Raw genomic sequence first — 22,552 nt, 5'->3', positions numbered from 1 at the left:
GCGCGTGATGTTCGTTGCGTGTTGATGAGCACGCGCGATCGTGGAGTCCACCGACAGCGACCAGTCGAGCTGGCCGGCAGCGTCAGCGTGAGCGGTCAAGCGGGCCAGCGCGGTGTCCCAGGTGCCGTCGCNCCATCTGGCGGGCATCAGCGAAGGGCCGGCCCCTGCGGCCGGTCGGAGCAGGCAGCAAGTCAGCGATCAGCGACCATTGAGCATCCGTGAGCAGTTGGAATCTCGACATGCTCCCAGGCTCTCAGCCAGCGAACCACATCATTGTCAGACACGCCCTAGTGGTCGAGACAGGCCGTTCCCGCCTGCGCACCGAGTACACCGTGCTGGTCCCGGCAGATACCGCAGCGGAGCGATTCATCGTCGATGGGGGCAGTGCCGAGATCGGTGTGTCCGAGCCGTTCGTGGTGCTGAGCCGGATTCCCGAGCTGCTGCGGTCGGCGGATGTCGCTCGCAGCATCGCGGCAGCCGATGGCAGCGGGATCCGTATCGTCCGCGTCGACGAACTCAAGCCGCATCAATGGGCGGCGGCCCGACTCAACACCCAGTACGACCACTCGGTGATCTCCCGCTTCCGGGATCGACTCGCCGCGGATCCAGCGGCGTGGGAGACTCTCGTCGCCTACATCGAGGAGGGCGCGCATGTTCCACGGGCCGCGGCTCGGCTCATGGTGCACGAGAACACCGTGCGGTATCGCTTGAACAAGCTCGAGCCGATTCTCGGTACGCCGCTCACCGACCCGCTGACCATCGCCGACATCGTCCTGGCCCTCGGGGCGGGGACGTCACCGACCCGGTGACCATGCCCCGCACGACCCGCCCGGCCTCACCCGTCGAGCAGGTCGCGGACGTCGTCGGCGGTGAGCGCCTCGCTGAAGGCCGAACCGTTGTCCATGAGCGCGGTGAAGAGCTCGGCCTTCTTGCGCTGCAGGGCGAGCACCTTCTCCTCGATGGTGTTCTCCGAGACCATCCGGTACACCATGACGTTCTTCGTTTGTCCGATCCGGTGCGTGCGGTCGATTGCCTGGGCCTCCGCGGCCGGATTCCACCAGGGGTCGAGGAGGAACACGTAGTCGGCCTCGGTGAGGGTGAGCCCGAAGCCGCCGGCCTTGAGACTGATGAGGAACACCGGCGCCGATCCCTCCTTGAAGCCGGAGATCGCTCCGTCGCGGTCCCGGGTCGCGCCGTCGAGGTAGGCGTGGTCGATCCCGGCTTCGTCGAGGCGCGCCGCGACGCGGGCGAGGAACGAGGTGAACTGGCTGAACACGATGACCCGGTGGCCCTCCGCTACGACCTCGCCGAGGTTGTCGAGCAGGCCGTCGAGCTTGCTCGAGGGGATGTCGCCGTACTCCTCGGCATCGACGATCGCCGGGTCGAGCGCGAGCATGCGCAGCAGCGTGAGCGAGCGGAACACGATGAAGCGGTTGCGGTCCATGTCCTTGATGAGGCCGAGGAGCTTCTTGCGCTCGCGCTGGAGCACGGTGTTGTAGAGCTTCCGATGCTTGGGGGCGAGCTCGACGACGGTGGTGTACTCCTGCTTCTCCGGCAGATCGGAGGCGACGAGCTCCTTGGTCCGGCGCAGCATGAACGGCCGGATCCGCTTGCGCAGCTGCACCATCCGCCCGGGCGCATTGCCGGAATCGATCGGTTTGATGTACTCCGCGTTGAAGCGCGCGAAGGACGGGAACAGACCGGGGGCGGCGATCGCGAGCAGCGACCACAGGTCCGCCAGCGAGTTCTCCATCGGGGTGCCGGTGATCGCGAGCCGGAACGGCGCCGGGACGTTCTTCGCCGCCTGGTGCACCCGCGAGGACCGGTTCTTGACGAACTGCGCCTCGTCGAGGATCAGGCCCGCCCACGGCAGCTCGGCGAACTCCTGTCCGTCGATCCGCAGGATCGCGTACGAAGTGATGACGAGGTCCGCGCCGCCGACCTCCTGCGCGATCGTCGTCTTCCGCTTCTTCGACGTCGCGCGGAGCACCCGGACATCGAGGTCGGGGACGAACCGCTCCGCCTCCGCCTTCCACGTCGACACCACCGAGGTGGGCGCGACGACGAGGAACGGTGCATCGCCGACGAGCTCCCCGCTCAGCGCCGTCTCGCTCAGCACCGAACCGTCCAGCGCTGTCCCGCCCGACGCGCCTGCCTGCCGCCCGCCGGGGAGGACGATCTCCCCGGAGAGCGCGCCGTCGTCCGGCTCGTGGGATGCGTCAGCGGACCTGGCGAGGAGCTCTGCTCCGTCCGATCCCCCGGCCGATCCCCCGGTCGGCAGGGCGCGCAGGTGCGCGTCGCCGCCGAATCCGCGAGCGTGGGCGATGAAGGCGAGGGTCTGCAGGGTCTTGCCCAGGCCCATGTCGTCGGCGAGGATCCCGCCCAGGCGGTGCCGGTGGAGGAACGCGAGCCAGCGGAATCCGGTCACCTGGTAGGCGCGGAGCTCGGCGCGGACGGCGGCGGGGACGGGCACCTCGGGCACGGTGTCCACGTCCATGAGGCCGGTGACGGCATCCCGCCACGCCATCGCCGCATCGACCTCGTCGGCGATGTCCTCGAACTCCGCGTACAGACCCGCCTGGTAGCGGGTGATGCGCGGCTGCTCCGGATCCCATTCCGGCAGGGCGTCGGCCTGGGCGAGCACCTCGCGCAGAGGGTCGAACTCCGGCCGGTCGAGGGAGAAGAAGGAGCCGTCGGGCAGCAGCAGCGTCTTCGCGCCGCCGGCGAGCGCCTCGAACAGCCGGCCGAAAGGGATCTGCTTGCCGTCGATGGTGACGAGGATGCCGAGGTCGAACCAGTCCGTGCGCGTCGATTCAGCAGTGGTGATCCGCACGTGCGGGGCGCCGGTGAGCTCGGTGTAGTCCGGCCGGTCGCCGGAGACCTCGACGCGGACGGTCTCGAGCTCCTCGATGCGGGGCAGGATCTGCTCGCTGAACTGCGCGGTGTCGATGCCGGTGAGCTCGGTCGAGCTCCAGCGCGCGGCATCCGGCCAGACCTCCCGCACCTGGCGCAGGGTCGCGGCCTCGAACTCCCGGTCGCGGCGACCGGTGCGCGCTCCGCGGGAGCTGAACTCGTAGAAGTCGATGAGATCGAGGGTGCGGTCGGGGTCGTGGTACTCCCAGTCCCAGCTGAGGACCACCCGGTCGCCGGCCTCGAACTCGGCATGGAGGTGGAGCTGGGGCGGCCGGTAGCGGGGCACCTCGATCGAGTCGTCGGCGGCGTCGATGGGGATCACCGAGCGGACGACGGGGACGGTCTGCTCGTAGAACTCCGCGATGTCCTCCGGCGGCACGACAAGCGGATCCTGGCGTCCGAACAGCTCCCGGACGGGCGGGGCGAGGGGCTTGTCCGTCGGGGCGAGTGCGATGTCGACGTGCGGCAGGCGGCCCGAGGTGTCGAGGGAGGTGAGCGCGAAGCCGACGTTGCCGACCGGCAGCGGGGGGTGCGTGTCGGTGACCGGGACCGTGCGACCGTCGACGGCGACCGTGGGCACGACGTGGAGGTCGCCTGAGTCCTTGGCGAGGGTGAGCGTCACCGTCGCGCGCTCGCCGATGCGCACCTGGCCGACGATGCCCTGGCCGACGAACTCGATCCCGAGCTCCTGTGCCCGCGTGAACAGGTGCCACAGGAACGTACTCGAGAAGCTCTTGAGCCGGATGTCCGGGCCGCCGGTGTCGAAGCCGATGCTGCGGGCGGTGAATTGCGTGTGGAACTGCGCCATGAGGTCGGCCTGCTGGGCGTCGTAGTTCTTCTGCACCATCGGCTGGCCGAGCGTGCGCCACTGCAGCCCGCCCTTGATCCACGTGCCCCGCTTGCCCTTGGTAAGCGGGCGCATGACAAGCAGCAGGCGGGACCCGTCCTGGTAGTCGGCGAGCGTGGCCTGGCGCAGCTCTCGCGGGGCGTACCAGGACTGGGGCTCGTCGACGAGGAGGTCGAAACCGATCCCGAGCGGCAGGACGGGAGCCTGTTCGACGGCGGAGTAGTGGAACCGCTCGAGGACGGTCTTCCACTCCGGCGCCTTCGGTCCGACCGGCACCGAGATCGCCGACGCCGCCATCTGCAGCGCGATCTGCGAGAGCGTGTACAGCAGCGCCGCACCGTGCTTGCAGGCGATGCCGACCGGGCAGGTGCAGCGCGAGGCGACCGGCCGGTAGTGGGTGATGCGGCGGTCGCGGTCGATCTCGCGCAGGTGGATGAGGACCTCGTACGGCAGGTCGGAGTTCCCGTGCACGGACCCGACGACCGTGTCCTCCTCCGGGCCCCAGTCCGCGTCCTCCACCCGATTCTGGAGCGAGTACTCCTTGCCCCGCGCGGCGGTGTCCGTGCCGAAGAGCGCGACGATGTCGGCCGGATGCACGTGGGGAGGGACGGGGGGCGAGTTCACGCTCTCATCGTTGCACGAGCCGCGGACACGGACAGCCGGATTGCATCATCCCTGGTCAGGCCTGTGGATAACCGAGCTGTGCGCATCAGATCCACCGGACGGCTCAGGTGGGCCGGGCGCCTCTGACCTGCTGCGGGGATCGGACGCGCCATGGGGATCGGAAGCACCAGATGCGCCGGGGGCACCGGGAGAGGAGGGACGCAGCGGCAGCCCGGTCTCGAATCGCGCGGTGAGCTGCTCCCGCAGGGCGCGGGCCCGGCGCTTCTCCTCCTCGGCTGCGGCCGCCTCGGGCCCGGGTCGCTGCGGCGAATCGGCATCGGTGATGCGCGCGGCGTGGAAGTCGCGGATCGCGGCGAGGGGGATCTCCGGACCCGAGGCGAACGCGGGCACCCCGGCGGCCGCCGCCTCGGCCCACGGGGACTCGGATTTCGCGAGCGCGACGAGCGCGCTGGCCGTCATGTCGCCGTAATGGGCGACGACGGCCTCGATCTCGCGCCGCCGGTCCTCGGCATCCGGCCCGGTGAGCCTGATCCTCCGCGGCAGGGTGGTGGAGAAGGCATGGTGCGCGGCGGGCACGGCGGGACCGTGCTCCCAGGCCTCGACCGGCTCGTCGAACAGGGGTTCCCCGCGCCAGGCCAGAGCCCATGCCTGGGCGTAGTGGACGAGGAGGACCGCCCTCGTCTTGTCGATGCCCGGGTGCACGGACTTGATGTGGGCGAGGACGGCCGGGGCAGTGGTGATGGACACGCCGCCGAGCGTACCGCAGCGCGGAACGGGCCTCAGCGGTCCTCCGGAATTCAGCGGACCCGGTCGCGCGAGACGCCGCGGGTCAGAGCGACACGAGCAGGAGCGCCGCCGTGAGGACCACGCCGGAGCCCAGCAGCGTCACCGTGGTGTAGCCGATGATGTCGCGCATCTTGAGGCCGGCGATCGCGAGGACCGGGAGCGCCCAGAACGGCTGGATCATGTTCGTCCACTGGTCGCCGTAGGACACCGCCATGATCGCGATCGCGGGATCGACCTGGAGCTGGGCCGCGGCGTCGAGCATGATCGGCCCCTGCACGGCGAACTGACCGCCGCCGGAGGGGACGAAGAAGTTGACGAGGCCGGCGGCGAAGAAGGCGAGCATGCCGAAGGTCGTCGGATTCGCGATCTGCACGAGCGCGGTGGAGAACACCTCGATGAGACCGGAGGCGGTCATGATGCCGAGGATCCCGGCGTAGAGCGGGAACTGGAGGAGGATCTCGCCGACGTTCGCCGCCGCCTGCTTGGTCAGGTGGATGATCTCGAACGGGTTGCGGACGAGCAGGAGGATGAGGGCGAGGAACGACCAGTTGACGATGTCGAGGGTGAGCGAGCCGCCCTGGGCGAAGTGGACTGCGAGGTAGGCGACGAGCGCCAGGCCCACCACCAGGGTGAGGATCCGGGAGTTGTCGATCCGGTCCGCCGGGGTGACGGCCTCCTCCTCGGCGGGGTCGAACTCCTCGGAGCCCACGTGCTCCGGCAGACCGACGACCGGCGCGTCCTTCTTGGGTGCGATGAGTGCGAACAGGGCGCCGCACACCACGATGACGGCGAGAGCGGCGAGCATGTTCCAGGTGGAGAAGATCGTCTCCGAGACCGGGATCAGCTGTCCGCCGAGCGACTCGGCGAGGAAGGAGTCCTCGGTGGCCGCGGTGAGCGGGCCGGACCCCGAGTAGCCCATGTGCCAGACGACCATGCCGGAGTATCCGGCGGCGACGAGGAGCGGGAAGTGCACGCGCAGCCCGCGGGTCCGGGCCTGCACCGCGATCTCGCGGGCGAGCAGCGCGCCGACGACGAGCCCGAGACCCCAGGTGATGAGACTCGCGAGGGACGCGATGACGAACACGAAGACGTAGGCGAAGACCGCTGAGCGCGGCACGCGGGCCAGCGCGACGAGCAGCTTCCGCACCGGTCCGGTGTTCGCGAGCATGTGGCCGAAGAGCAGGATGAGCGACATCTGCGTCATGAACGCGAGCAGCCCGGCCAGCCCCTCGCCCCAGCCGGTGATGACGTCGACGGGTCCGGAATCGGTGAGGAGGAAGGCGAGGAGCGCGACGACGAGGGTGAGGATGATCGCGAAGACGAGCGCGGACGGGACCCAGCGTTCGAGGAAGTTGTTGAACGGGCGCATGAGGCCGCCGCTGCGGTTGCCGCCGCCGGTGTCATCCGGGCCTCGGCGGTTCGGGTCGGCGGTGCCCGCGGCACCGGCGGGACGGGCGGAGTCGGGGGAATGCTGCGAGTCGCTCATCGGTGCGTCCTTCGTCCTTGAAGAGTGCAGTCATGCCGGGGTTTCCGGTTTCGGCGTCCACCCTAATGGATGCAGGCATGCCCCGTGTCCGTTCCCTGGCATAGAGTGGGAGCAGATCGAGGACAGTTCGCCACAACGACGTGAGGAGGCATCCGTGAACGGAGCCGAAAGCCTGCTGCAGACGCTCGAGCACAACGGGGTAGAGGTGTGCTTCGCCAACCCAGGGACCTCGGAGATGCACTTCGTCGCAGCGCTCGACCGCAACCCCGGGGTCCGCGGGATCCTGGGCCTGTTCGAGGGCGCCGTCACCGGTGCGGCCGACGGCTACGGCCGGATGACCGACCGGCCCGCCGCCACCCTGCTCCACCTCGGCCCCGGCATGGCCAACGGCCTGTCGAGCATCCACAACGCCCGCCGCGCCCGCACTCCGATGGTCAACATCATCGGCGACCACGCCACCTACCACCGTGAGCTCAACGCGCCGCTGACCTCGGACATCGAGGGCACCGCCCGCCCGTTCAGCGACTGGGTCCGCACCTCGCCGTCGCCGAACACCATCGCCCAGGACGCCGCGGACGCGATCGGCGCGAGCCTGTCCGGCCGCATCGCCTCGCTCATCCTGCCGGCGGACACCGCCTGGAACGAGGCGGACCGCTACACCTCTCCTCCCACCGCCGCGCGCCTGCCCGAGGTCGAGCAGCAGCCCGGCGTCATCGACGCCGCCGCCCGAACGCTCAAGGAGAACGGGAAGCGCACCGCATTCCTGTTCGGCGGCCGCTCCGCCCGGGCAGACCGGTTCGCCGTGGCCGCGCAGATCGCCGAGGCGACCGGGGCCACGCTGCTCGTCGACACCTTCTCCCCGCGCACCGAGCGTGGGGCCGGGCGGCACGCAGCCATCCGCATCCCCTACCCCGTCGAGCCGGCGCAGGCGCTGCTCAAGGACTTCGACGCGATCATCCTCATCGACACCCAGCCGCCGGTCGCGTTCTTCGCCTACCCGGACAAGGCGAGCGTCCTCACCGCCCCGGGCACCACCTTCCACCAGGTGGCCAAGCCGGAATCCGACTCCCTCGCCGCGCTCGAGGCGCTCCGCTCCGCGGTCATCGGCGACGCCCCGGCGCCGGCCCCGGCCGTCGAGCTCGATCTGCCCGGGCTGCCGTCGGGCTCCATCACCCTCGAGAAGCTCGCCGCCTGGCTGGGCCAGGCGATCCCGGAGAACGGCATCGTCCTCGACGAGTCGATCACCACCGGCCGGGACTTCTACCGGCAGACCACCGGTTCGCGTCCGCACGACTACTTCTCGCCCACCGGCGGTGCCATCGGCTGGTCCCTGCCGGTGTCGCTGGGCGCGGCCGTCGCCTGCCCGGACCGCAAGGTCATCGCGCTCGAGTCCGACGGCTCGGCGATGTACATGCCGCAGGCCCTGTGGACGATGGCGCGCGAAGGCCTCGACATCGTCACGGTCGTCTTCGCCAACCGGAAGTACCAGATCCTCCGCGACGAGATGCACAACGTCGGCGTCCACGACTTCGGCGTCAAGGCGAGCTCGCTGCTCGACCTCCACGACCCGGTCATCGACTTCGTCGCGCTCTCGCAGAGCATGGGTGTGCCGGCCACGCGCGTGGAGTCGATCGAGGACCTCGCCCGCACCTTCGACGGCGCACTCGCCGCCGACGGACCTCACCTCATCGAGGTCGTCCTCTGACCTGACAGCGGGGCATGACCGAGTCGAGCGGGAGTGCGAGCGGCCGCCCGGCGCGAACTCGGATCAGCTCCGCGCCGTCCACGGCAGTTCGAGGCAGTCGACCTGCCGGCCGGGCTCCACCGCCCGAGGCGGCAGGACGACGAGGCCGTCGGCCTGCGACAGCCCGCGGAGCATGTTCGACCCGGTCCGGTCGCACAGCTTCCACTGCTGCTCCGCACCGTCGGTGCGCGCCTCCACTGTTCCCGCCCCTGCGGTGATCCGGCGGGCCGGGGTCAGGCGCTCGACCGTCGCCGCCGGTGCCCCTGCGGCCAGCTGCACCCGGGCCACGGGAGCCGGTGGCAGACCGAGGGCAGCGCGGAGGAACGGCTCGACGACGACGCGCATCGCCACCATCGCGGCGAGCGGATTGCCGGGCAGGCCGACGTGCCAGGTCGCCGCGCCGGGCAGACGGGTGCACATCGTCGGGTGGCCCGGGCGCATGTCGAGCTCCTCGAACACGACCTCCTGGGCCATGTCCTCGACGACGCGTCGCACATGATCTGCCGCCGAACGGCCGGTGGCGCCGGTGGTGAGCACGAGGTCCGCGGCCGGTGCGACTTCCTCGGCATCTGCGTCGTCGTCGGCTCCCGCGCCCGGTCCGCCGAGCGCCGATTCGAGGGCGCGCCGCGTCTCCGCCGGATCGTCGCCGATCCGCACCTGGGATACGACGTCCGCACCGAGCAGGTGGAGGTAGGCCGGCAGCTGGGGGCCGAAGGCATCGCGCACCTCGCCGACGGCCGGCAGCCCGGTGGCGCGCACCTCGTCCCCGGTCTGGATGAGCGCGACCCGCGGCCGGCGGCGCACCGGCAGGACGTCGAGGCCGGCGACCGCCGCGTAGGCGATATGGGCCGGCGAGAGCACGGTGCCGCCGGGCACGAGCACCTCCCCGGCGGCCGATTCCCGGCCCGCGCGGCGGATGTGCCGACCGGGCTCGAGCTCGGAGACCGGGCTGCCGGGCGCGAGGTCGAGGCGGGCGTGCCCCGACCCGGACGCCGGAGGGCCGTCGTGCGTCACCGCGGAGTACTCCCGGCGGATGATGCCCGAGGCGCCCGCAGGCACCGGGGATCCGGTGAACACGCGCCGAGCCCGGCCCGGCAGGAGCGTCGCGCCGGCCGACCCGGCGAGCGCGGGGCACCCGTCCTCGAGGATCCACGGTGGGGGGCCGGCGACAGCGAAGCCGTCCATCGCCGAGGAGTCGAAGTGCGGGATCGGCATCGGGGCATGGACATCATGGGCGAGCACGGCGCCCGCGCAGTCGGCGAGCGGCCGGTCGACGGCGGGCATGAGCGGAGCGATCCCGGCGGCCAGGCACATCGCCTCGTCCCAGCGCGGAGCGGCGGTCATCGGCGTTCCTCCCCGGCCGGTTCCCCGACGGTGTCCTGGGGCTCTGCGGAGATTCGCTGCACTGCAGAAGCCCGGTGCCCGGCAGAAGCACGGCTCTCGGCCGGCGAGTGAGGAACCGCGTCCTCCCGGCGTACCGGGGGAGCGCCCAGCCCGAACCGCTGGGCGTCGTCCCAGGTGTCGACGTCGTCGGCGCTCCCGGCCGGCAGGTCGACACGGGCGATCTCGAGTCCGGCGAGGAGCCGGCGGACGGACATGCCGGCGGTGTCCTGAGCGGCCAGGGCCGCGCGGAGCGGTCCAACGCGATGGAGGGCGAGGAGGTGCTGCACCTGATCGTCGCCGCCGTCCGCGGCGCCACGACTCACCCCCACCCAGGCGTCGGGCGAGTGGGCGCCGTCCGTCGAAGAAAGGGCGCCGGTCGGGGAGGAACGGGTGCCGCCCGGCGAGGACGAGGCCCCGCCCCGCAGTCGACTGCCCTCGCCGCTGTCAGCGTGCACAGACCTGCCGCTGCCCGCGCTCGCCGCGTCCATGAGCGTGCGGATGCCCGCCCCCACGCCCGGCATGTCGCAGGCGAGAGTGAGCACGAGACCGGCGGGCGCAGCATCCTCGGCCCGCGCCGCGTCCCCGGTGAGCTCCTCGACGCCGGCGGCCATCCCGGCGACCGGCCCTGCGAACGGCGGGTCCTCGCGGACGACGCGGATTCCAGAGCCCTCGAACCCGGAACCGGCGAGCGCGTCCGCGGGGCCCGCGACGACGATCCGCCGGGCTTCTACCCCGGCGTCGAGCAGAGCCGCGATCGTCACTCCGAGCAGCGTCGTCGATGCCGGTAGCGCCGTCGCTGGTCCGCAGGGCGCGGGGGCGGCCGCAGCCGGATCCCCCACCCGCAGGTGGTATTTCGGTATCCCGCCCAGTCGGCGCGACCGGCCCCCGGCCAGCACCAGCGCGGCCATAGCGGCTCCTCCCACCGCGGCCTCACCCGCCGGAGAACGGCGGGAGCACATCCACGGTGTCGCCGGCGCTCACGGTGTGGCCCGGGCGCATCGCGACCCCGCTGACGAGCAGGCTGCTCTGGGCGAGGACATCGCCGAGCGCCGGCTCACCGTCCGGCGGGGTGGGATGACGCTCGGCGAGCACGCGGACGAACGCGTCCCGGTCGAGCGGCACGGCAGCGGACAGCTCCTCGAGAGCGAGCTCCTCCTGCGTGCAGGCGGCGGCCGCGCGGGCCGCGGCGAAGTAGCGGACGGTGATCGTCTCAGCGGTCATCTCAGCCCCCGATCTCGCTCATCGAGCGCTCGGGCTGGACGTAGTCCTCGCTGTCGAGGCCGGCGTGGTCCATGCCGTGGGCGCGGGGCTTGAGCCACATCGCCTGCCGCCAGGCGCGGCCGATCTCCGCATCCGTCCGGCCCGCGCGCAGCAACGAGCGCAGGTCGAACTCCTCGTGCGAGAACAGGCAGGAGCGGATGGTGCCCTCCGCGGTGATCCGGGTGCGGGTGCACGCCCCGCAGAACGGTTCCGTGACCGAGGCGATGATCCCCACCCGGCCCAGCCGCTCGCCGTCCGGTGCGCGCACGACGAACCGTTCGGCCGGAGCACCGCCGCGCGGCTCCTCGTCGGGTTCGAGTCGGTACCGGGCGGCCAAGGCGGCGCGCACCTCGGCGGCGGTGACCATCGCCTCCCGCGTCCACCCGTGGTCGCCGTCGAGCGGCATCTGCTCGATGAAGCGGAGCTCGAGGTCGTGGGCGAGCGCGAAGTCGAGGAGGTCGGCGGCCTGGCCGTCGTTGACCCCGCGCATGAGCACGGCGTTGATCTTCACCGGGGTCAGGCCGGCGGCGACGGCCGCGGAGATCCCGTCGAGGACCTGCTGCAGGCGGTCGCGGCGGGCGAGCTGCCGGTAGGTCTCCGCGTCGATCGTGTCGAGCGAGACGTTGATGCGGCGCAGCCCGGCGGCGGCGAGGCCTGCTGCGCGGTCGGCCAGGCCGATCCCGTTCGTCGTGATCGACACCGGGAGTGCGCGGTGGCGGGCGTTGACGAGCCCGATGATCTCCTCGAGATCGCGGCGGATGAGCGGCTCCCCACCGGTGAGGCGCAGCTCGCGGACGCCGAGGTCGCGGACGCCGATCGTCACGAGCCGGACGATCTCCTCGGGGGAGAGGAGGGCGGACTGCGGCATCCACTGCATGCCCTCGGCCGGCATGCAGTACGTGCAGCGCAGATTGCACTTGTCGGTGAGCGAGATTCGCAGGTCCTCGCCCGAGCGCCCGAAGCTGTCGCGCAGCGGACCGGATTCCGGGGCGGCTCCGGCGCGCCGGGCGAGCTGCTCGGAGACCAGGCGCGCGGCATGCTCAGGACTCTCGTCCCGAGTGCGCAGACGCGGAGTTCCCAGCCGAACCGACATGTCAGCGAGTCTACAGAGGGCGCGGCGGAAGCGCAGGGGGCCTCGGGCCATGGCACCGAAGCGACCGCCGGTATCCGAACTCTCGTCGGCACCCCCGCCGGCAGCGTGCTGGCCCGATGTGTTGTCCGAGGATCTCGTCCCGTCCGCCATCACCACTAGTCTGGACGGCATGCAGCAGACGCCCCCGGAGAGCGCACACGATCCGAACGACGCCTGGGACTCCCCGCGCGGTCTCACCGCCCACCGCGAAGCGGTCCGCACCGCACTCGCCGCCCGCACCCCGCGCACGGAGACGGTGCCGCTCACGGCCGCCCTGCACCGCAGCCTGGCCCGGGACGCGGTCGCCGGGATCGCCCTGCCGCCGTTCGACAACTCCCAGATGGATGGGTTCGCCGCCGCCTCTGCAGACACCCCGGGCCGCCTCCCGGCCGCCGCGACGATCGCCGCGGGCCTCGTCCCCGCGCCGCTCGCCCCCGGCACCGCCGCGCCGATCATGACCGGGGCACCGGTGCCGGCCGGGGCGGACACCGTCGTCCCCGTCGAGGACACCCGGGACGGCTGCTTCGACGTCGCCGAGGTCGTGCTGCCCGCCTCGGCGCCGGGCCGGTTCGTCCGCCCGGCGGGCAGCGACGTCGCCGTCGGGGACACCGTGCTCACCGCCGGCACCCGGCTGGGCCCGGCGGCGCTCGGCCTCCTCGCCGCGCTCGGCCGCACCGACGTCACCGTCCGCGCCCGGCCGCGGGTGCTCGTGTGCACCGGCGGCGACGAGGTCGTCCTGCCCGGGCAGCCGCTGCCGGAGGGCCGGATCTACGACGCGAACACCGCGCTGCTCCACGCCGTCCTCACCGGGTGCGGCGCGGAGGTCTGCGCCACCCGCCTCGTCGCGGACTCACCGGACGTCTTCGCCGGCTCCCTGCACGCCGACATCGCCGCCCACGACCCCGATCTCGTCGTCACCTCCGGCGGGATCAGCGCCGGCCGGTTCGAGGTGGTGCGCAGCGCGCTCGCCGCGGAGCCGGCCGTGCGGTTCGGATCCGTCGCCATGCAGCCGGGCGGGCCGCAGGGCCTCGGCGTGCTGCGCGGCGGCATCCCGATCGTGTGCCTGCCCGGCAATCCGGTGAGCACCTGGGTGAGCGCCGTGCTGCTCCTCGGACCCGCCCTCGCCGAGGTGTGGGGCACCACCGGGCCGACCGCCCGGCAGGCCCGGCTGGAGACCACGGTGACCCCGCTCGCGGCCAAGACGCAGATCCGCCGCGGCACCCGCGTGCCTGCGGCGCCGGACCGCGTCGACGTGCTGCCCGGCACGAGCTCCCACCTGCTCGCCGAGGCCGCCCGCGCCGAGGTGCTCGTCCTCGTCCCGCCCGGTCCCGAGCCGCTGCCCGCCGGCACCGCGGTCCAGGTCGTCGACCTGTGATGGCGCCTACGATGGGGATCATGAGCACATCGAACAGGAGTACGGGTGCACACCTCGACTGATCCGCGCTTCGGGGCGGGGCGCTCGGCGGCCGTCGTCGTCGCCTCGACGTCCGCCGCCGCGGGGCAGGCGGAGGACCGGACCGGCCCGCTCCTCGTCGACTGGCTGACCGGACGCGGCTACGACTGCCCAGCACCGCTCGTCGTCGCCGACGGGGAACCCGTGGCCGAGGCGCTCCGCACCCTCCTCGAGGACCGCCCGCCCGTCGACCTCCCGCGCATCCTCGTCACCACCGGCGGCACCGGGATCAACCCGAGCGACCGGACCCCGGAGCTCGTCGAGCCCTTCCTCGATCGCCCGATGCCCGGCATCATGCACGCCCTGTGGAGCGCCGGGATGGAGAGCGTGCCGACGGCCGTGCTCAGCCGCGGTGTCGCCGGGGTGCGGGGCCGGACCTTCATCGTCACCCTCCCCGGATCCCCGGGCGGGGTCCACGACGGCATCGCCGTGCTCGACGGGCTGCTGTCCCACCTCCAGGCCCAGCTCGAGGGCATCCGCGACCACGGGGGCCGGCCGTGACCGGCCGGCCGGGCTCGCCCGACGAGCAGACGCACCCCAGCAGGTCCGGTGCGCGGCAGTGCGAGAACACCCCGGCCCCGTACGTCGCCGCCCGCATCACCACCGATCCCCTCGACCCGCGTGCGGCGCAAGCTGCGGTGACGACCGCGGAGACGGGTGCCGCCGTCGTGTTCTCCGGTGTCATCCGCAACCACGACGAGGGCCGCACCGACGTCGTCGCCCTCGACTACACGGCCCATCCGGACGCCGCAGCGATCATCGCCGAGGTCGTCGCCCGTGTCGCTACGGAGCATCCCGGGGTGCGCGTCGACGCCGCACACCGGATCGGTCCGCTGCACGTCGGTGAGGACGCGCTCGTCGTCGCCGTGGCCTCGGCGCACCGGACGGAGGCCTTCGCGTGCTGCGCCGCCCTCGTCGACGCGATCAAGGCCGAGGTGCCGATCTGGAAGCGCCAGGACTACGCCGGCGGCGACCACTCGTGGGTCGGCCTCGCATGACCGACCCCGGGTCAGCGGCCGGCCCGCACGAGCACCCGAGCCCCGGCCCAGCAGCCGGCCCCGGGCGCTACGACCGGCAGATCACCGTCCCCGGCGTCGGGCCCGATGGCCAGGAGCGCCTGAGGGCCGCCCGCGTCCTGTGCATCGGGGCAGGCGGCCTCGGTGCCCCTGCGGCCCTCTACCTCGCCGGCGCGGGGATCGGCACGCTCGGCATCGTCGACGACGACACCGTCGACCTGAGCAACCTCCACCGGCAGATCATCCACCGCACCGCCGACATCGGCCGGCCCAAGGTCGATTCCGCCGCCCGCGCGCTCACCGCTCTCAACCCCGAGATCACCGTCGCCACCCACCGTGAGCGCCTGAGCCGGGACACCGTGCTCGACGTGCTGGACGGCTACGACATCGTGCTCGACGGCTCCGACAACTTCGAGACCCGCTACCTCGTGTCCGACGCCTGCACCGTCCTCGGGATCCCGCACGTGTGGGGCGCGGTGCTCGGCGCGGGCGGGCAGCTCAGCGTGTTCGACGCCCGACGCGGCCCCGTCTACCGCGACCTCTACCCCGACGTCCCCGCGCCGGGCAGCGTGCCGTCCTGCGCGGAGGGCGGCGTGCTCGGCGTGGTGCCCGGCGCTCTCGGCGTCGCGATGGCCGCCGAGGTGATCAAGCTCGTCCTCGGCTACGGCACGCCGCTCATCGGCACCGTCCTCGTCCACGACATGCGCACCGGCACCTGGGAGTCCGTGCCGCTCGCCGCGAACCCCGACGTCCGCCGGCCCGCTACCGCGGCCGAGGTCGGCGCCGGGATTCGCTCTCGCGTCACCGTCGAGCAGCTCGCCGCAGCACTCGGGGAGCGGGATGCCGGGGCCCGCGACTTCGCGCTCCTCGACGTGCGCGAACCGGGCGAGCACGCGGCGGCCGCGATCCCCGGCGCGCGCCTCGTGCCGCTCGACCGGATCCTCGCCGGGGAGGACCTGCCGACGCCCAGCGGGGCCGAGGTGTTCGTCCACTGCCGCTCCGGTGCCCGGTCCGCGCGCGCGGCCGCCGCGCTCAGTGCCCGCGGGTACGTCGTTCACGACGTCGCCGGCGGCATCGAGGCCTGGGCGCGCCGAATCGAACCCGGGATGCGCATCGACCCCTGACTGCGGATCGACTCCTGAGTCCGAGGCCACCTCAGTGCGGTCAGCAGGATCCGGGGTCACCTCAGTGCGGTGGCGCGCTTTCCACGGTCGCTCCAGTGCGGATACCGAGAAGTAACCGCACTGGATCGACTACCGAACACCGCGCCGGACCTCGCGCGCACCGCACCCCACGGGCCCCGGCGCCTGGATCCGGCGCCGCCCACCGGGCATAGACTCGATCATGCAGCATCACACCCGACACCGCACCGCCCGGCGGTCAGCCGCCTCCGCGGTGCACGGAAGGATCGCGTCATGGCCACCGTGTCCGAGAACATCGTCGAAACCCTGTCCGAGAGCGGCGTGGAACGCGTCTACGGCCTCCCCGGGGACTCCCTCAACGCCTTCACCGATGCCCTGCGCACCCACCCCCGCCTCGGCTGGGTCCACGTCAGGCACGAGGAGGCGGCCGCCTTCGCCGCCTCGGCCGAGGCGGCGATGACCGGCGGGCTCGCGGTATGCGCGGGCAGCTGCGGGCCGGGCAACCTCCACCTCATCAACGGCCTGTTCGACGCCCAGCGCTCGCGCGTGCCGGTCCTCGCGATCGCCGCGCACATCCCGAGCTCCGAGATCGGCACCGGGTACTTCCAGGAGACCCACCCGCAGGACCTGTTCCGCGAGTGCAGCGTCTACGTCGAGCACGTCACCCGGGCCGACCAGATGCCCCGGCTGCTCCGCATCGCCATGCGCGAGGCGCTCGAGAAGCGCGGTGTCGCCGTGCTCGTGGTCTCCGGGGACGTCCTGCAGGCGCAGCTCGACGCCGAACCCGAGGTGATCACCGCCCACCCCTCCCGCGTCATCCCTGCCGAGTCGCAGCTCGACTTCGCCGCCGAGGCACTCAACACGTGCTCGCGCGTGACGATCCTCGCCGGAGCCGGCACCGCCGGGGCGCACGCGGAGCTGCTGGCGATCGCGGAGACCCTGCAGGCGCCGATCGTCCACGCCCTGCGCGGCAAGGAGCACGTCGAGTACGACAACCACTTCGACGTCGGGATGACCGGGCTGCTCGGCTTCGCCTCGGGCTACCGCGCGATGATGGAGGCGGAGACGCTGCTGGTCCTCGGCGCCGACCTGCCCTACCCGCAGTTCTATCCGGGCGACGCCACGGTCGTGCAGGTCGACATCCGCGGGGAGCAGATCGGGCGGCGCACCCCGGTCGACATCCCGCTCGTCGGCGGGGTCTCCGAGACCATCGAGTCCCTGCTGCCCCGGCTCACGGCCAAGACGAGCAGCAAGCACCTCGACACGATGACCAAGCACTACGCGAAGACCCGGAAGAAGCTCGACGAGCTCGCCGGGCCGACCAAGCGCACTATCCACCCGCAGTACCTCACCCGGCTCATCGACGAGGCGGCCGCAGACGATGCGGTGTTCCTCCCCGACGTCGGCTCCCCGGTGATGTGGGCGGCCCGCTACCTCACGATGAACGGGCGCCGCCGGCTCATCGGGTCGTTCACCCACGGGTCGATGGCGAACGCGGTGTCGCAGGCCATCGGCGTCCAGGCCACCGACCGGGACCGGCAGGTCATCGCGCTCGCCGGCGACGGGGGACTCGCGATGCTCCTCGGCGAGCTCATCACCCTGACCCAGAACGAGCTGCCGGTGAAGACCGTGGTGTACAACAACTCCTCGCTCAACTTCGTCGAGCTCGAGATGAAGGCCGCCGGCTACGTCAACTTCGGCACCGACCTGAAGAACCCGGACTTCGCCCGCGTCGCCGAGGCGGTCGGGATCCGAGGGATCCGCGTCGAATCGGCGCAGGACCTGCCGGCAGCCGTGGAGGAGTTCCTCGCCCACGACGGACCCGCCCTGCTCGACGTCGTCACCGAGCAGCAGGAGCTGTCGATGCCGCCGAGCGTGACGGCGGAGCAGGCCAAGGGCTTCGCGCTCTACGCGATCCGCACCGTGATGAGCGGCCGCGGCGACGAGCTCATCGACCTCGCCAAGGCGAACCTCCGCCAGCTGTTCTGAGGGCGCGTGCCCGGCTCTCTGCCGCTGGGGTACTGGAAGCCGGCGCTCCCGGTGCACCCCAGTGCGGTCTGCTGGTTCCCGGGGCGGTCCTGTGCGGTCTGTTGGTTCCCGGGGCACCCCAGTGCGGTCTGTTGGTTCCCGGGGCACCCCAGTGCGGATACTCGTCCGTAACCGCACTGGGGTGACTGCGGAACGGGGCTGTCGCACGGAATCGGTCTCGGAAGGACCGGCACCCGAACCGGCCCTGAACCGGCCCCGGAAGGACCGGCTGCGTTGCCGCGTGCGTCCTCAGCCGTGGATGCGGCGCCAGGCGCGGCCGAGGCGGGCGGCGCCCTCCTCGAGCGTGGGGACGTCGAGCTCGGCGAAGGTCAGGCGCACGGCCCCACGAGTGCGCGAGGGGTCGCCGCCGAGGCCCTGGCCGGTCGCGCCTGCAGCGCCGCCCGCCGCCCCCGCAACATTCGCGGCGACTGCAGCGCCGCCCGCAGGACCCGCAGCATTCGCGGCGCCTACAGCGTCGCCCGCCGCGCCCGCCGCGCTGGCGGCACCCGCCGCACTCGCCGCACCTGAAGCGCCGCCCGCGCCACCCGTCGGGGTGACCCCGAACCATTCGCCGCGCTGGTAGACGAGCCCCTCGTCCTGGGCGGCGTCGAACAGGGCCGCGAAGTCGGCGTGCTGGTCGCGGAACCGCGCCCACAGGAAGAACCCGCCCTGCGGCTCGATGATGTCGAGCTCGCCCGGCAGCTCGCGGTGCAGCGCATCGAGCAGCGCCCGGGCCTTCTGCGCGTACACCGCACCCGCGGCGGCATTGGCCTGCGCGTACTCGGGACGCCCCACGATCCGCTCGACGATGTCCTGGAGCACCCCGCTCGCCTGCCCGTCGAGCCGGTTGCGGAGCTTGACGTACTGCTCCGCGAGCGCCGACGGGACGACGGTGTACCCCAGCCGCAGCGCCGGCCCCAGGGTCTTCGAGAAGGTGTTGACCCCGATCACGTGCTCACTGTCGCGGACCCACGCAGCTGCGGGCACCTCGGCCCCGGGGAAGGCGAGCTCCCGGTACGGGTCGTCGGCGAACACGGTGAACCCCCAGCGCTCGGCGAGCTCGGTGATCCGCTGCGCCTTCTGGGCGGACAGCACCGCGCCGCCCGGATTGTGGAAGGTCGGCACCGTGAACACCGCCTGCGGACGTACCCCGGCGGCGAGGTGCGACTCGAGCTCGTCGACGTCGAGACCGTCGGCCTGCACCCCGACGGGCACGACCCGCACGCCCGGCACGAGGTCGAGGACGCGGAGGAACAGCGGGAAGATCGGATCGTCGACGACGATCGTGTCCCCTGGATCCAGGGTGCCGAGCACCGCGACTGCGAGGCCGTTGATGCCGCCGCTGGTGACGATGATCCGCTCGGGTGAGACGCCTTCGCGCTCGGCGAGGAGCGCGCGGAACGACGGCGTGCCCGCCGCCGGCACGTAGCCCAGCCGCGCACCGTAGCCGGGGGAGTCCATGAGCTCGTGGACGGCCTCGCGGTAGAGGTCGACCGGGAGGAGGGACCTGTCCGGATTGCCGCCGCCGAGGTCGATGCTGCCGGAGCCGACCCGGATCAGGCTGGCGTCCCCGAACCCCTGCCGACCGGGCAGGCCGGAGAGCAGAGAGCTGCCGCCGGGCAGCCGGGTGCGCGCGGGATCGGTGCCGGTGGGTGCGGTGCCGGCGGGTGAGGTGCTGTCGAGGTGGGTCATGGGTCTCCTAGTCGATGAATCTCTTCGCGATCCAGTTCCCGAGGAACTGGACGCACTGCACGAGCACGATGAGCACGATGATGATGAGCGCCATCACCGCCCAGTCGAACCGCTGGTAGCCGTAGGTGAGCGCGAGGTTGCCCAGGCCGCCGCCGCCCACCGCGCCGGCGACCGCGGTGGCGTCGATGAGTGAGATCGAGATGAAGGTCAGCGAAAGGAGCAGCGGGCCGAACGCCTCGCGCACGACGAACCCGAAGAGGATGTGGAGCGGTCGGGCGCCCATCGCCTCGGCGGCCTCGACCACGCCGGGGTCGACGGCGACGAGGTTGGATTCCGCGACCCGGGCGATGCCCATCGCGCCGGCGATCGCGAGCGGCGGGATCGCCGCGCTCGGGCCGATGCTCGTGCCGATGATCGCCCGCGTCACCGGGGTGAGCGCGACGAGCAGGATGATGAACGGGATCGGGCGGAAGATGTTGACGACGAAGTTGAGGACGAAGTGGACCGCCCGGTTCCCGAGGATCTGGCCCGGGCGGGTGGCGAACAGGAAGATGCCGAGCGAGAGCCCGACGACGGCGGCGATGAGGAACGCCGCGGTGACCATGTAGAGCGTCTCGAAGAGCGCGTCGGCGACCTTGGGGACGACGGTTCCGAAGTCGATCACCAGCGGATCACCTCCGCCTGCGCACCGAGCTCGGCGACGAACGCCTCGACCGCCCGGTCCTCGCCGTAGAGGGCGAGGCTGAGCTGGCCGTAGGGGTGGTTCTTCACGCGCGCCACCCCGCCCTGGATGATCGAGAAGTCCACCGCGTGCGCGCGGGCGAGCCGCGACAGCACCGGGGTGCCGACGAGGGTGTCGTCGACGGTCACGGAGATCCGGTGGTCGGTGAACTCGCCGCGCAGCTGGGTCTTCTCCGCCTCGGTGAGCGCGGTCCGGGTGTAGGACTCGACGAGCCCGGCGGTCACCGGGTGCGCCGGCCGGGACAGGATCTGCTGGATCTCCCCGGTCTCCACGACCCGCCCGGCCGACAGGATCGCCACCCGGTCCGCGAGCCGGCTGACGACGTCCATCTCATGGGTGACGACGACGATGGTGATGCCGAACTCCTCGTTGACCGAGCGCAGCAGGTCGACGATGTCGCCGGTGGTCTGCGGGTCGAGCGCGCTCGTCGCCTCGTCGGACAGGAGGATCGAGGGCCGGTTGGCGATCGCGCGGGCGATCCCGACCCGCTGCTTCTGCCCGCCGGACAGCTGCCGGGGCTTGACGAACGCCTTGTCGCCGAGGCCCACGAAGTCGAGCAGCTCGCTCACGCGGGCGGAGATCTGCGCCTCCTTCATCCCCGCGAGCTGCAGCGGGACGGCGATGTTGCCGTATACCGTGCGCGAGTTCATGAGGTTGAACTGCTGGAACACCATGCCGATGCCGTGGCGCAGCCGTCGCAGCCGGTCGCCCGTGACCCCGGCGAGGTCGACGCCGTCGACCTCGACCGTGCCCGAGGTGGGCCGCTCGAGCGCGTTGATCATCCGCAGCAGCGTCGACTTGCCCGCGCCCGAACGGCCGATGAGCCCGAAGATCTCCCCGGCCCCGACCGACAGGTTGACGTCGTCGAGCGCGGCGGTGGTGGCACCCTGCTTCGTGGTGAAGGTCTTCGACACCCCCGACAGGACGATCCGGTCGGTGCCCGGGGTGGCCGGGGTGCCCGGCGTCGTGGCGGAGGCGCCGGCCGGCCCGGTCTGCTCGTGAGCGGCCGAGGAGGCGGCCGCGGCCGAGGCGCTGCTCCGGTCGCTCATGTTTCGCGGGCCTTGTCGAGCTCCTCGAGCGCATCGAGGAGCTCGCTGCGCGGGCGGTCGACGTAGGAGGCCTGGCCGTTCTTCTCCTCGTTGAAGGCGTCGACGACCCGCTGGTCGCGGTAGGTCTCCTCGAGCTGCTCCCACACCGGGTCCTCGGCGCGGTCGGGCATCGTGGCGACGATGATCGTGTACGGCACGGAGGAGGGCGCCTCGGGATCCTCGGCCTGGAGGGCGTCGTCGACGGTGATGCCGAGCGCCGGGTCGAAGTCGTCGGTGCCGACGACGACGCCGTCGACGGACGGGTCCTCGTAGGCCGTCTGCACGGATTCGTGGGCGAGCCGGGCGAACTCGATGTTCTTCGGGTTCGCGGTGATCTGCTCCTCGGTCGGGTAGAAACCCTCCTCGTCGCTGATCTCGAGCAGGCCGGCGCTCTGCAGGATGAACAGGGCGCGGGAGAAGTTCGAGGGGTCGTCCGGCATCGCGATGCGGGCGCCGTCGGGCAGCTCGGCGAGGTCGGTGACGGTCGAGGAGTAGAGGCCCCACTGGGAGATGTTCGTCGAGAACAGCGGGGTGATGTCGGAGTCGTTCTCACCGTTGAACGCGCTGAGCCAGGCGATGTGCTGGAAGGAGTTCGCGTCGACCTCGCCCTCGAGCAGCGCGGTGTTCGGCAGGTACGGGTCGTCGAAGTTGACGAACTCGAGGTCGAGGCCGTTCTCCCGGCCCACCTCGATGATCGCGTCCTGGTAGTCGCTCTGCGCGGTGTCGGCGATGCGCAGCGCGGTGAGCTCGCCGGCGGCCCCTCCGGCACCGCCCTCACCGCCGGAGCGCTGGGTGAGCGCGACGATGCCGACGGCGACGAGTGCGAGCACGGCGAGGATCGCGGCGACGATCATCCCCCGCCGGCGGCCGGCCCGACGGCGGTCGAGGTGCTCCTGGACGGAGGCGTGCGTGGAGCCGGAGCCGGGTGCGGAATCAGCGGCGGAGGGATTCGTGGAGCCCGGACGGTCGGCGGGTGGGCGGGGCGAGGTGGTCATGGCTGGTCCTTGGTGACGAGGGCCCGGTGGGCCGGAAGATGCGGTGGAGTGCCCGGGGGTGGAGATGACGCGGTGAAGTGCCCGGGGGCGGGGAGGCGCGGCTGTGTGCGCACACAGCAGGACGCGGGGCATCACGGTGCGGTCAGTCGGTTCCCGGGGCGAACCAGTGCGGATACTGACGGGTAACCGCACTGCAGCGGCAGTTGAAAGGTGCATTCGCA

The 22,552-nt window shown here is 72.1% G+C and carries 18 protein-coding genes and 1 pseudogene; 7 read left to right on the top strand and 12 right to left on the bottom strand.

The features are described from left to right. Positions 1 to 138 (bottom strand): annotated as a pseudogene (locus tag ABD883_RS13770) (IS5/IS1182 family transposase); the annotation flags it as partial. 80 nt (positions 139 to 218) lie between these two features. Here ABD883_RS13770 and ABD883_RS06000 point away from each other — a divergent pair. Continuing rightward, entirely contained in the window at positions 219 to 809 is a 591-nt protein-coding gene (locus ABD883_RS06000) for a helix-turn-helix domain-containing protein (protein ID WP_137318384.1), read from the top strand. A gap of 26 nt (positions 810 to 835) precedes the next feature. On the opposite strand, the gene ABD883_RS05995 is transcribed toward ABD883_RS06000, so the two are convergent. The 3 genes from ABD883_RS05995 to ABD883_RS05985 form a co-directional block, all read right to left on the bottom strand. Continuing rightward, the gene (locus ABD883_RS05995; protein WP_345030683.1) at positions 836 to 4,384 is read right to left on the bottom strand and encodes a DEAD/DEAH box helicase; all 3,549 of its coding nucleotides are present in this window, start codon (positions 4,382 to 4,384) and stop codon (positions 836 to 838) included. Between the two features lie 45 nt (positions 4,385 to 4,429). After that, positions 4,430 to 5,131 carry a Panacea domain-containing protein gene (locus ABD883_RS05990; protein ID WP_345030682.1) on the bottom strand — a complete coding sequence of 234 codons (702 nt, stop codon included), beginning with the start codon at positions 5,129 to 5,131 and terminating at the stop codon, positions 4,430 to 4,432. An 82-nt stretch (positions 5,132 to 5,213) separates the two neighbouring features. After that, positions 5,214 to 6,539 carry a short-chain fatty acid transporter gene (locus ABD883_RS05985; RefSeq protein WP_345030693.1) on the bottom strand — a complete coding sequence of 442 codons (1,326 nt, stop codon included), beginning with the start codon at positions 6,537 to 6,539 and terminating at the stop codon, positions 5,214 to 5,216. Positions 6,540 to 6,810: 271 nt separating this feature from the next. Between ABD883_RS05985 and ABD883_RS05980 the strand changes: the two genes are divergently transcribed. Continuing rightward, positions 6,811 to 8,361, top strand: a complete 1,551-nt coding sequence (locus tag ABD883_RS05980) for an acetolactate synthase large subunit (RefSeq protein WP_345030681.1) — start codon at positions 6,811 to 6,813, stop codon at positions 8,359 to 8,361. A gap of 63 nt (positions 8,362 to 8,424) precedes the next feature. Here ABD883_RS05980 and ABD883_RS05975 read toward each other — a convergent pair whose 3' ends face one another. From ABD883_RS05975 to moaA, 4 genes are read right to left on the bottom strand one after another with little or no spacing between them, the layout of a single operon-like run. Further along, on the bottom strand, positions 8,425 to 9,744 hold the full coding sequence (locus ABD883_RS05975) for a molybdopterin molybdotransferase MoeA (protein WP_345030680.1): 1,320 nt from the start codon (positions 9,742 to 9,744) through the stop codon (positions 8,425 to 8,427). Beyond that, the gene (mobA, locus tag ABD883_RS05970) at positions 9,741 to 10,691 is read right to left on the bottom strand and encodes a molybdenum cofactor guanylyltransferase (RefSeq protein WP_345030679.1); all 951 of its coding nucleotides are present in this window, start codon (positions 10,689 to 10,691) and stop codon (positions 9,741 to 9,743) included. The genes ABD883_RS05975 and mobA overlap by 4 nt, the downstream gene beginning before the upstream one ends. Positions 10,692 to 10,713: 22 nt before the next feature. Further along, positions 10,714 to 11,004: a MoaD/ThiS family protein gene (locus tag ABD883_RS05965; RefSeq protein WP_345030678.1), complete on the bottom strand. Its 291-nt coding sequence runs from the start codon at positions 11,002 to 11,004 to the stop codon at positions 10,714 to 10,716. A 1-nt stretch (position 11,005) separates the two neighbouring features. Beyond that, positions 11,006 to 12,136: a GTP 3',8-cyclase MoaA gene (moaA, locus tag ABD883_RS05960; RefSeq protein ID WP_345030677.1), complete on the bottom strand. Its 1,131-nt coding sequence runs from the start codon at positions 12,134 to 12,136 to the stop codon at positions 11,006 to 11,008. Between the two features lie 169 nt (positions 12,137 to 12,305). Here moaA and ABD883_RS05955 point away from each other — a divergent pair, with 169 nt between their 5' ends. The 5 genes from ABD883_RS05955 (at position 12,306) to poxB (ending at position 17,775) form a co-directional block, all read left to right on the top strand. Beyond that, positions 12,306 to 13,550: a molybdopterin molybdotransferase MoeA gene (locus ABD883_RS05955; protein ID WP_295689012.1), complete on the top strand. Its 1,245-nt coding sequence runs from the start codon at positions 12,306 to 12,308 to the stop codon at positions 13,548 to 13,550. A gap of 45 nt (positions 13,551 to 13,595) precedes the next feature. Beyond that, entirely contained in the window at positions 13,596 to 14,129 is a 534-nt protein-coding gene (locus tag ABD883_RS05950) for a MogA/MoaB family molybdenum cofactor biosynthesis protein (protein ID WP_295689011.1), read from the top strand. Then, positions 14,126 to 14,626: a molybdenum cofactor biosynthesis protein MoaE gene (locus tag ABD883_RS05945; protein WP_345030674.1), complete on the top strand. Its 501-nt coding sequence runs from the start codon at positions 14,126 to 14,128 to the stop codon at positions 14,624 to 14,626. The genes ABD883_RS05950 and ABD883_RS05945 overlap by 4 nt, the downstream gene beginning before the upstream one ends. Continuing rightward, entirely contained in the window at positions 14,623 to 15,768 is a 1,146-nt protein-coding gene (locus ABD883_RS05940; protein WP_295689008.1) for a ThiF family adenylyltransferase, read from the top strand. The genes ABD883_RS05945 and ABD883_RS05940 overlap by 4 nt, the downstream gene beginning before the upstream one ends. Positions 15,769 to 16,059: 291 nt before the next feature. Then, a complete protein-coding gene (gene poxB / locus ABD883_RS05935; RefSeq protein WP_295689007.1) occupies positions 16,060 to 17,775 on the top strand; it encodes a ubiquinone-dependent pyruvate dehydrogenase in 1,716 nt (571 codons plus the stop codon). 288 nt (positions 17,776 to 18,063) lie between these two features. On the opposite strand, the gene ABD883_RS05930 is transcribed toward poxB, so the two are convergent. The 4 genes from ABD883_RS05930 to ABD883_RS05915 are packed head-to-tail and all read right to left on the bottom strand — an operon-like array spanning position 18,064 to position 22,331. Continuing rightward, positions 18,064 to 19,506: an aminotransferase-like domain-containing protein gene (locus ABD883_RS05930; protein WP_345030668.1), complete on the bottom strand. Its 1,443-nt coding sequence runs from the start codon at positions 19,504 to 19,506 to the stop codon at positions 18,064 to 18,066. A gap of 7 nt (positions 19,507 to 19,513) precedes the next feature. Beyond that, entirely contained in the window at positions 19,514 to 20,170 is a 657-nt protein-coding gene (locus tag ABD883_RS05925; protein WP_247618380.1) for a methionine ABC transporter permease, read from the bottom strand. Further along, positions 20,167 to 21,297, bottom strand: coding sequence for a methionine ABC transporter ATP-binding protein (locus tag ABD883_RS05920; RefSeq protein ID WP_345030665.1), 1,131 nt, complete (start codon positions 21,295 to 21,297; stop codon positions 20,167 to 20,169). Before ABD883_RS05920 ends, ABD883_RS05925 begins: the two co-directional genes overlap by 4 nt. After that, positions 21,294 to 22,331 carry a MetQ/NlpA family ABC transporter substrate-binding protein gene (locus tag ABD883_RS05915; RefSeq protein WP_265809020.1) on the bottom strand — a complete coding sequence of 346 codons (1,038 nt, stop codon included), beginning with the start codon at positions 22,329 to 22,331 and terminating at the stop codon, positions 21,294 to 21,296. The genes ABD883_RS05920 and ABD883_RS05915 overlap by 4 nt, the downstream gene beginning before the upstream one ends. Between the last annotated feature and the right edge of the window lie 221 nt (positions 22,332 to 22,552).

This window comes from Brevibacterium pityocampae (assembly GCF_039541555.1).
Taxonomy (GTDB): domain Bacteria; phylum Actinomycetota; class Actinomycetes; order Actinomycetales; family Brevibacteriaceae; genus Brevibacterium; species Brevibacterium pityocampae.
The sequence above is the reverse complement of the archived record's forward strand: the minus strand, read 5'-3'. Positions and strand labels throughout refer to the sequence as shown.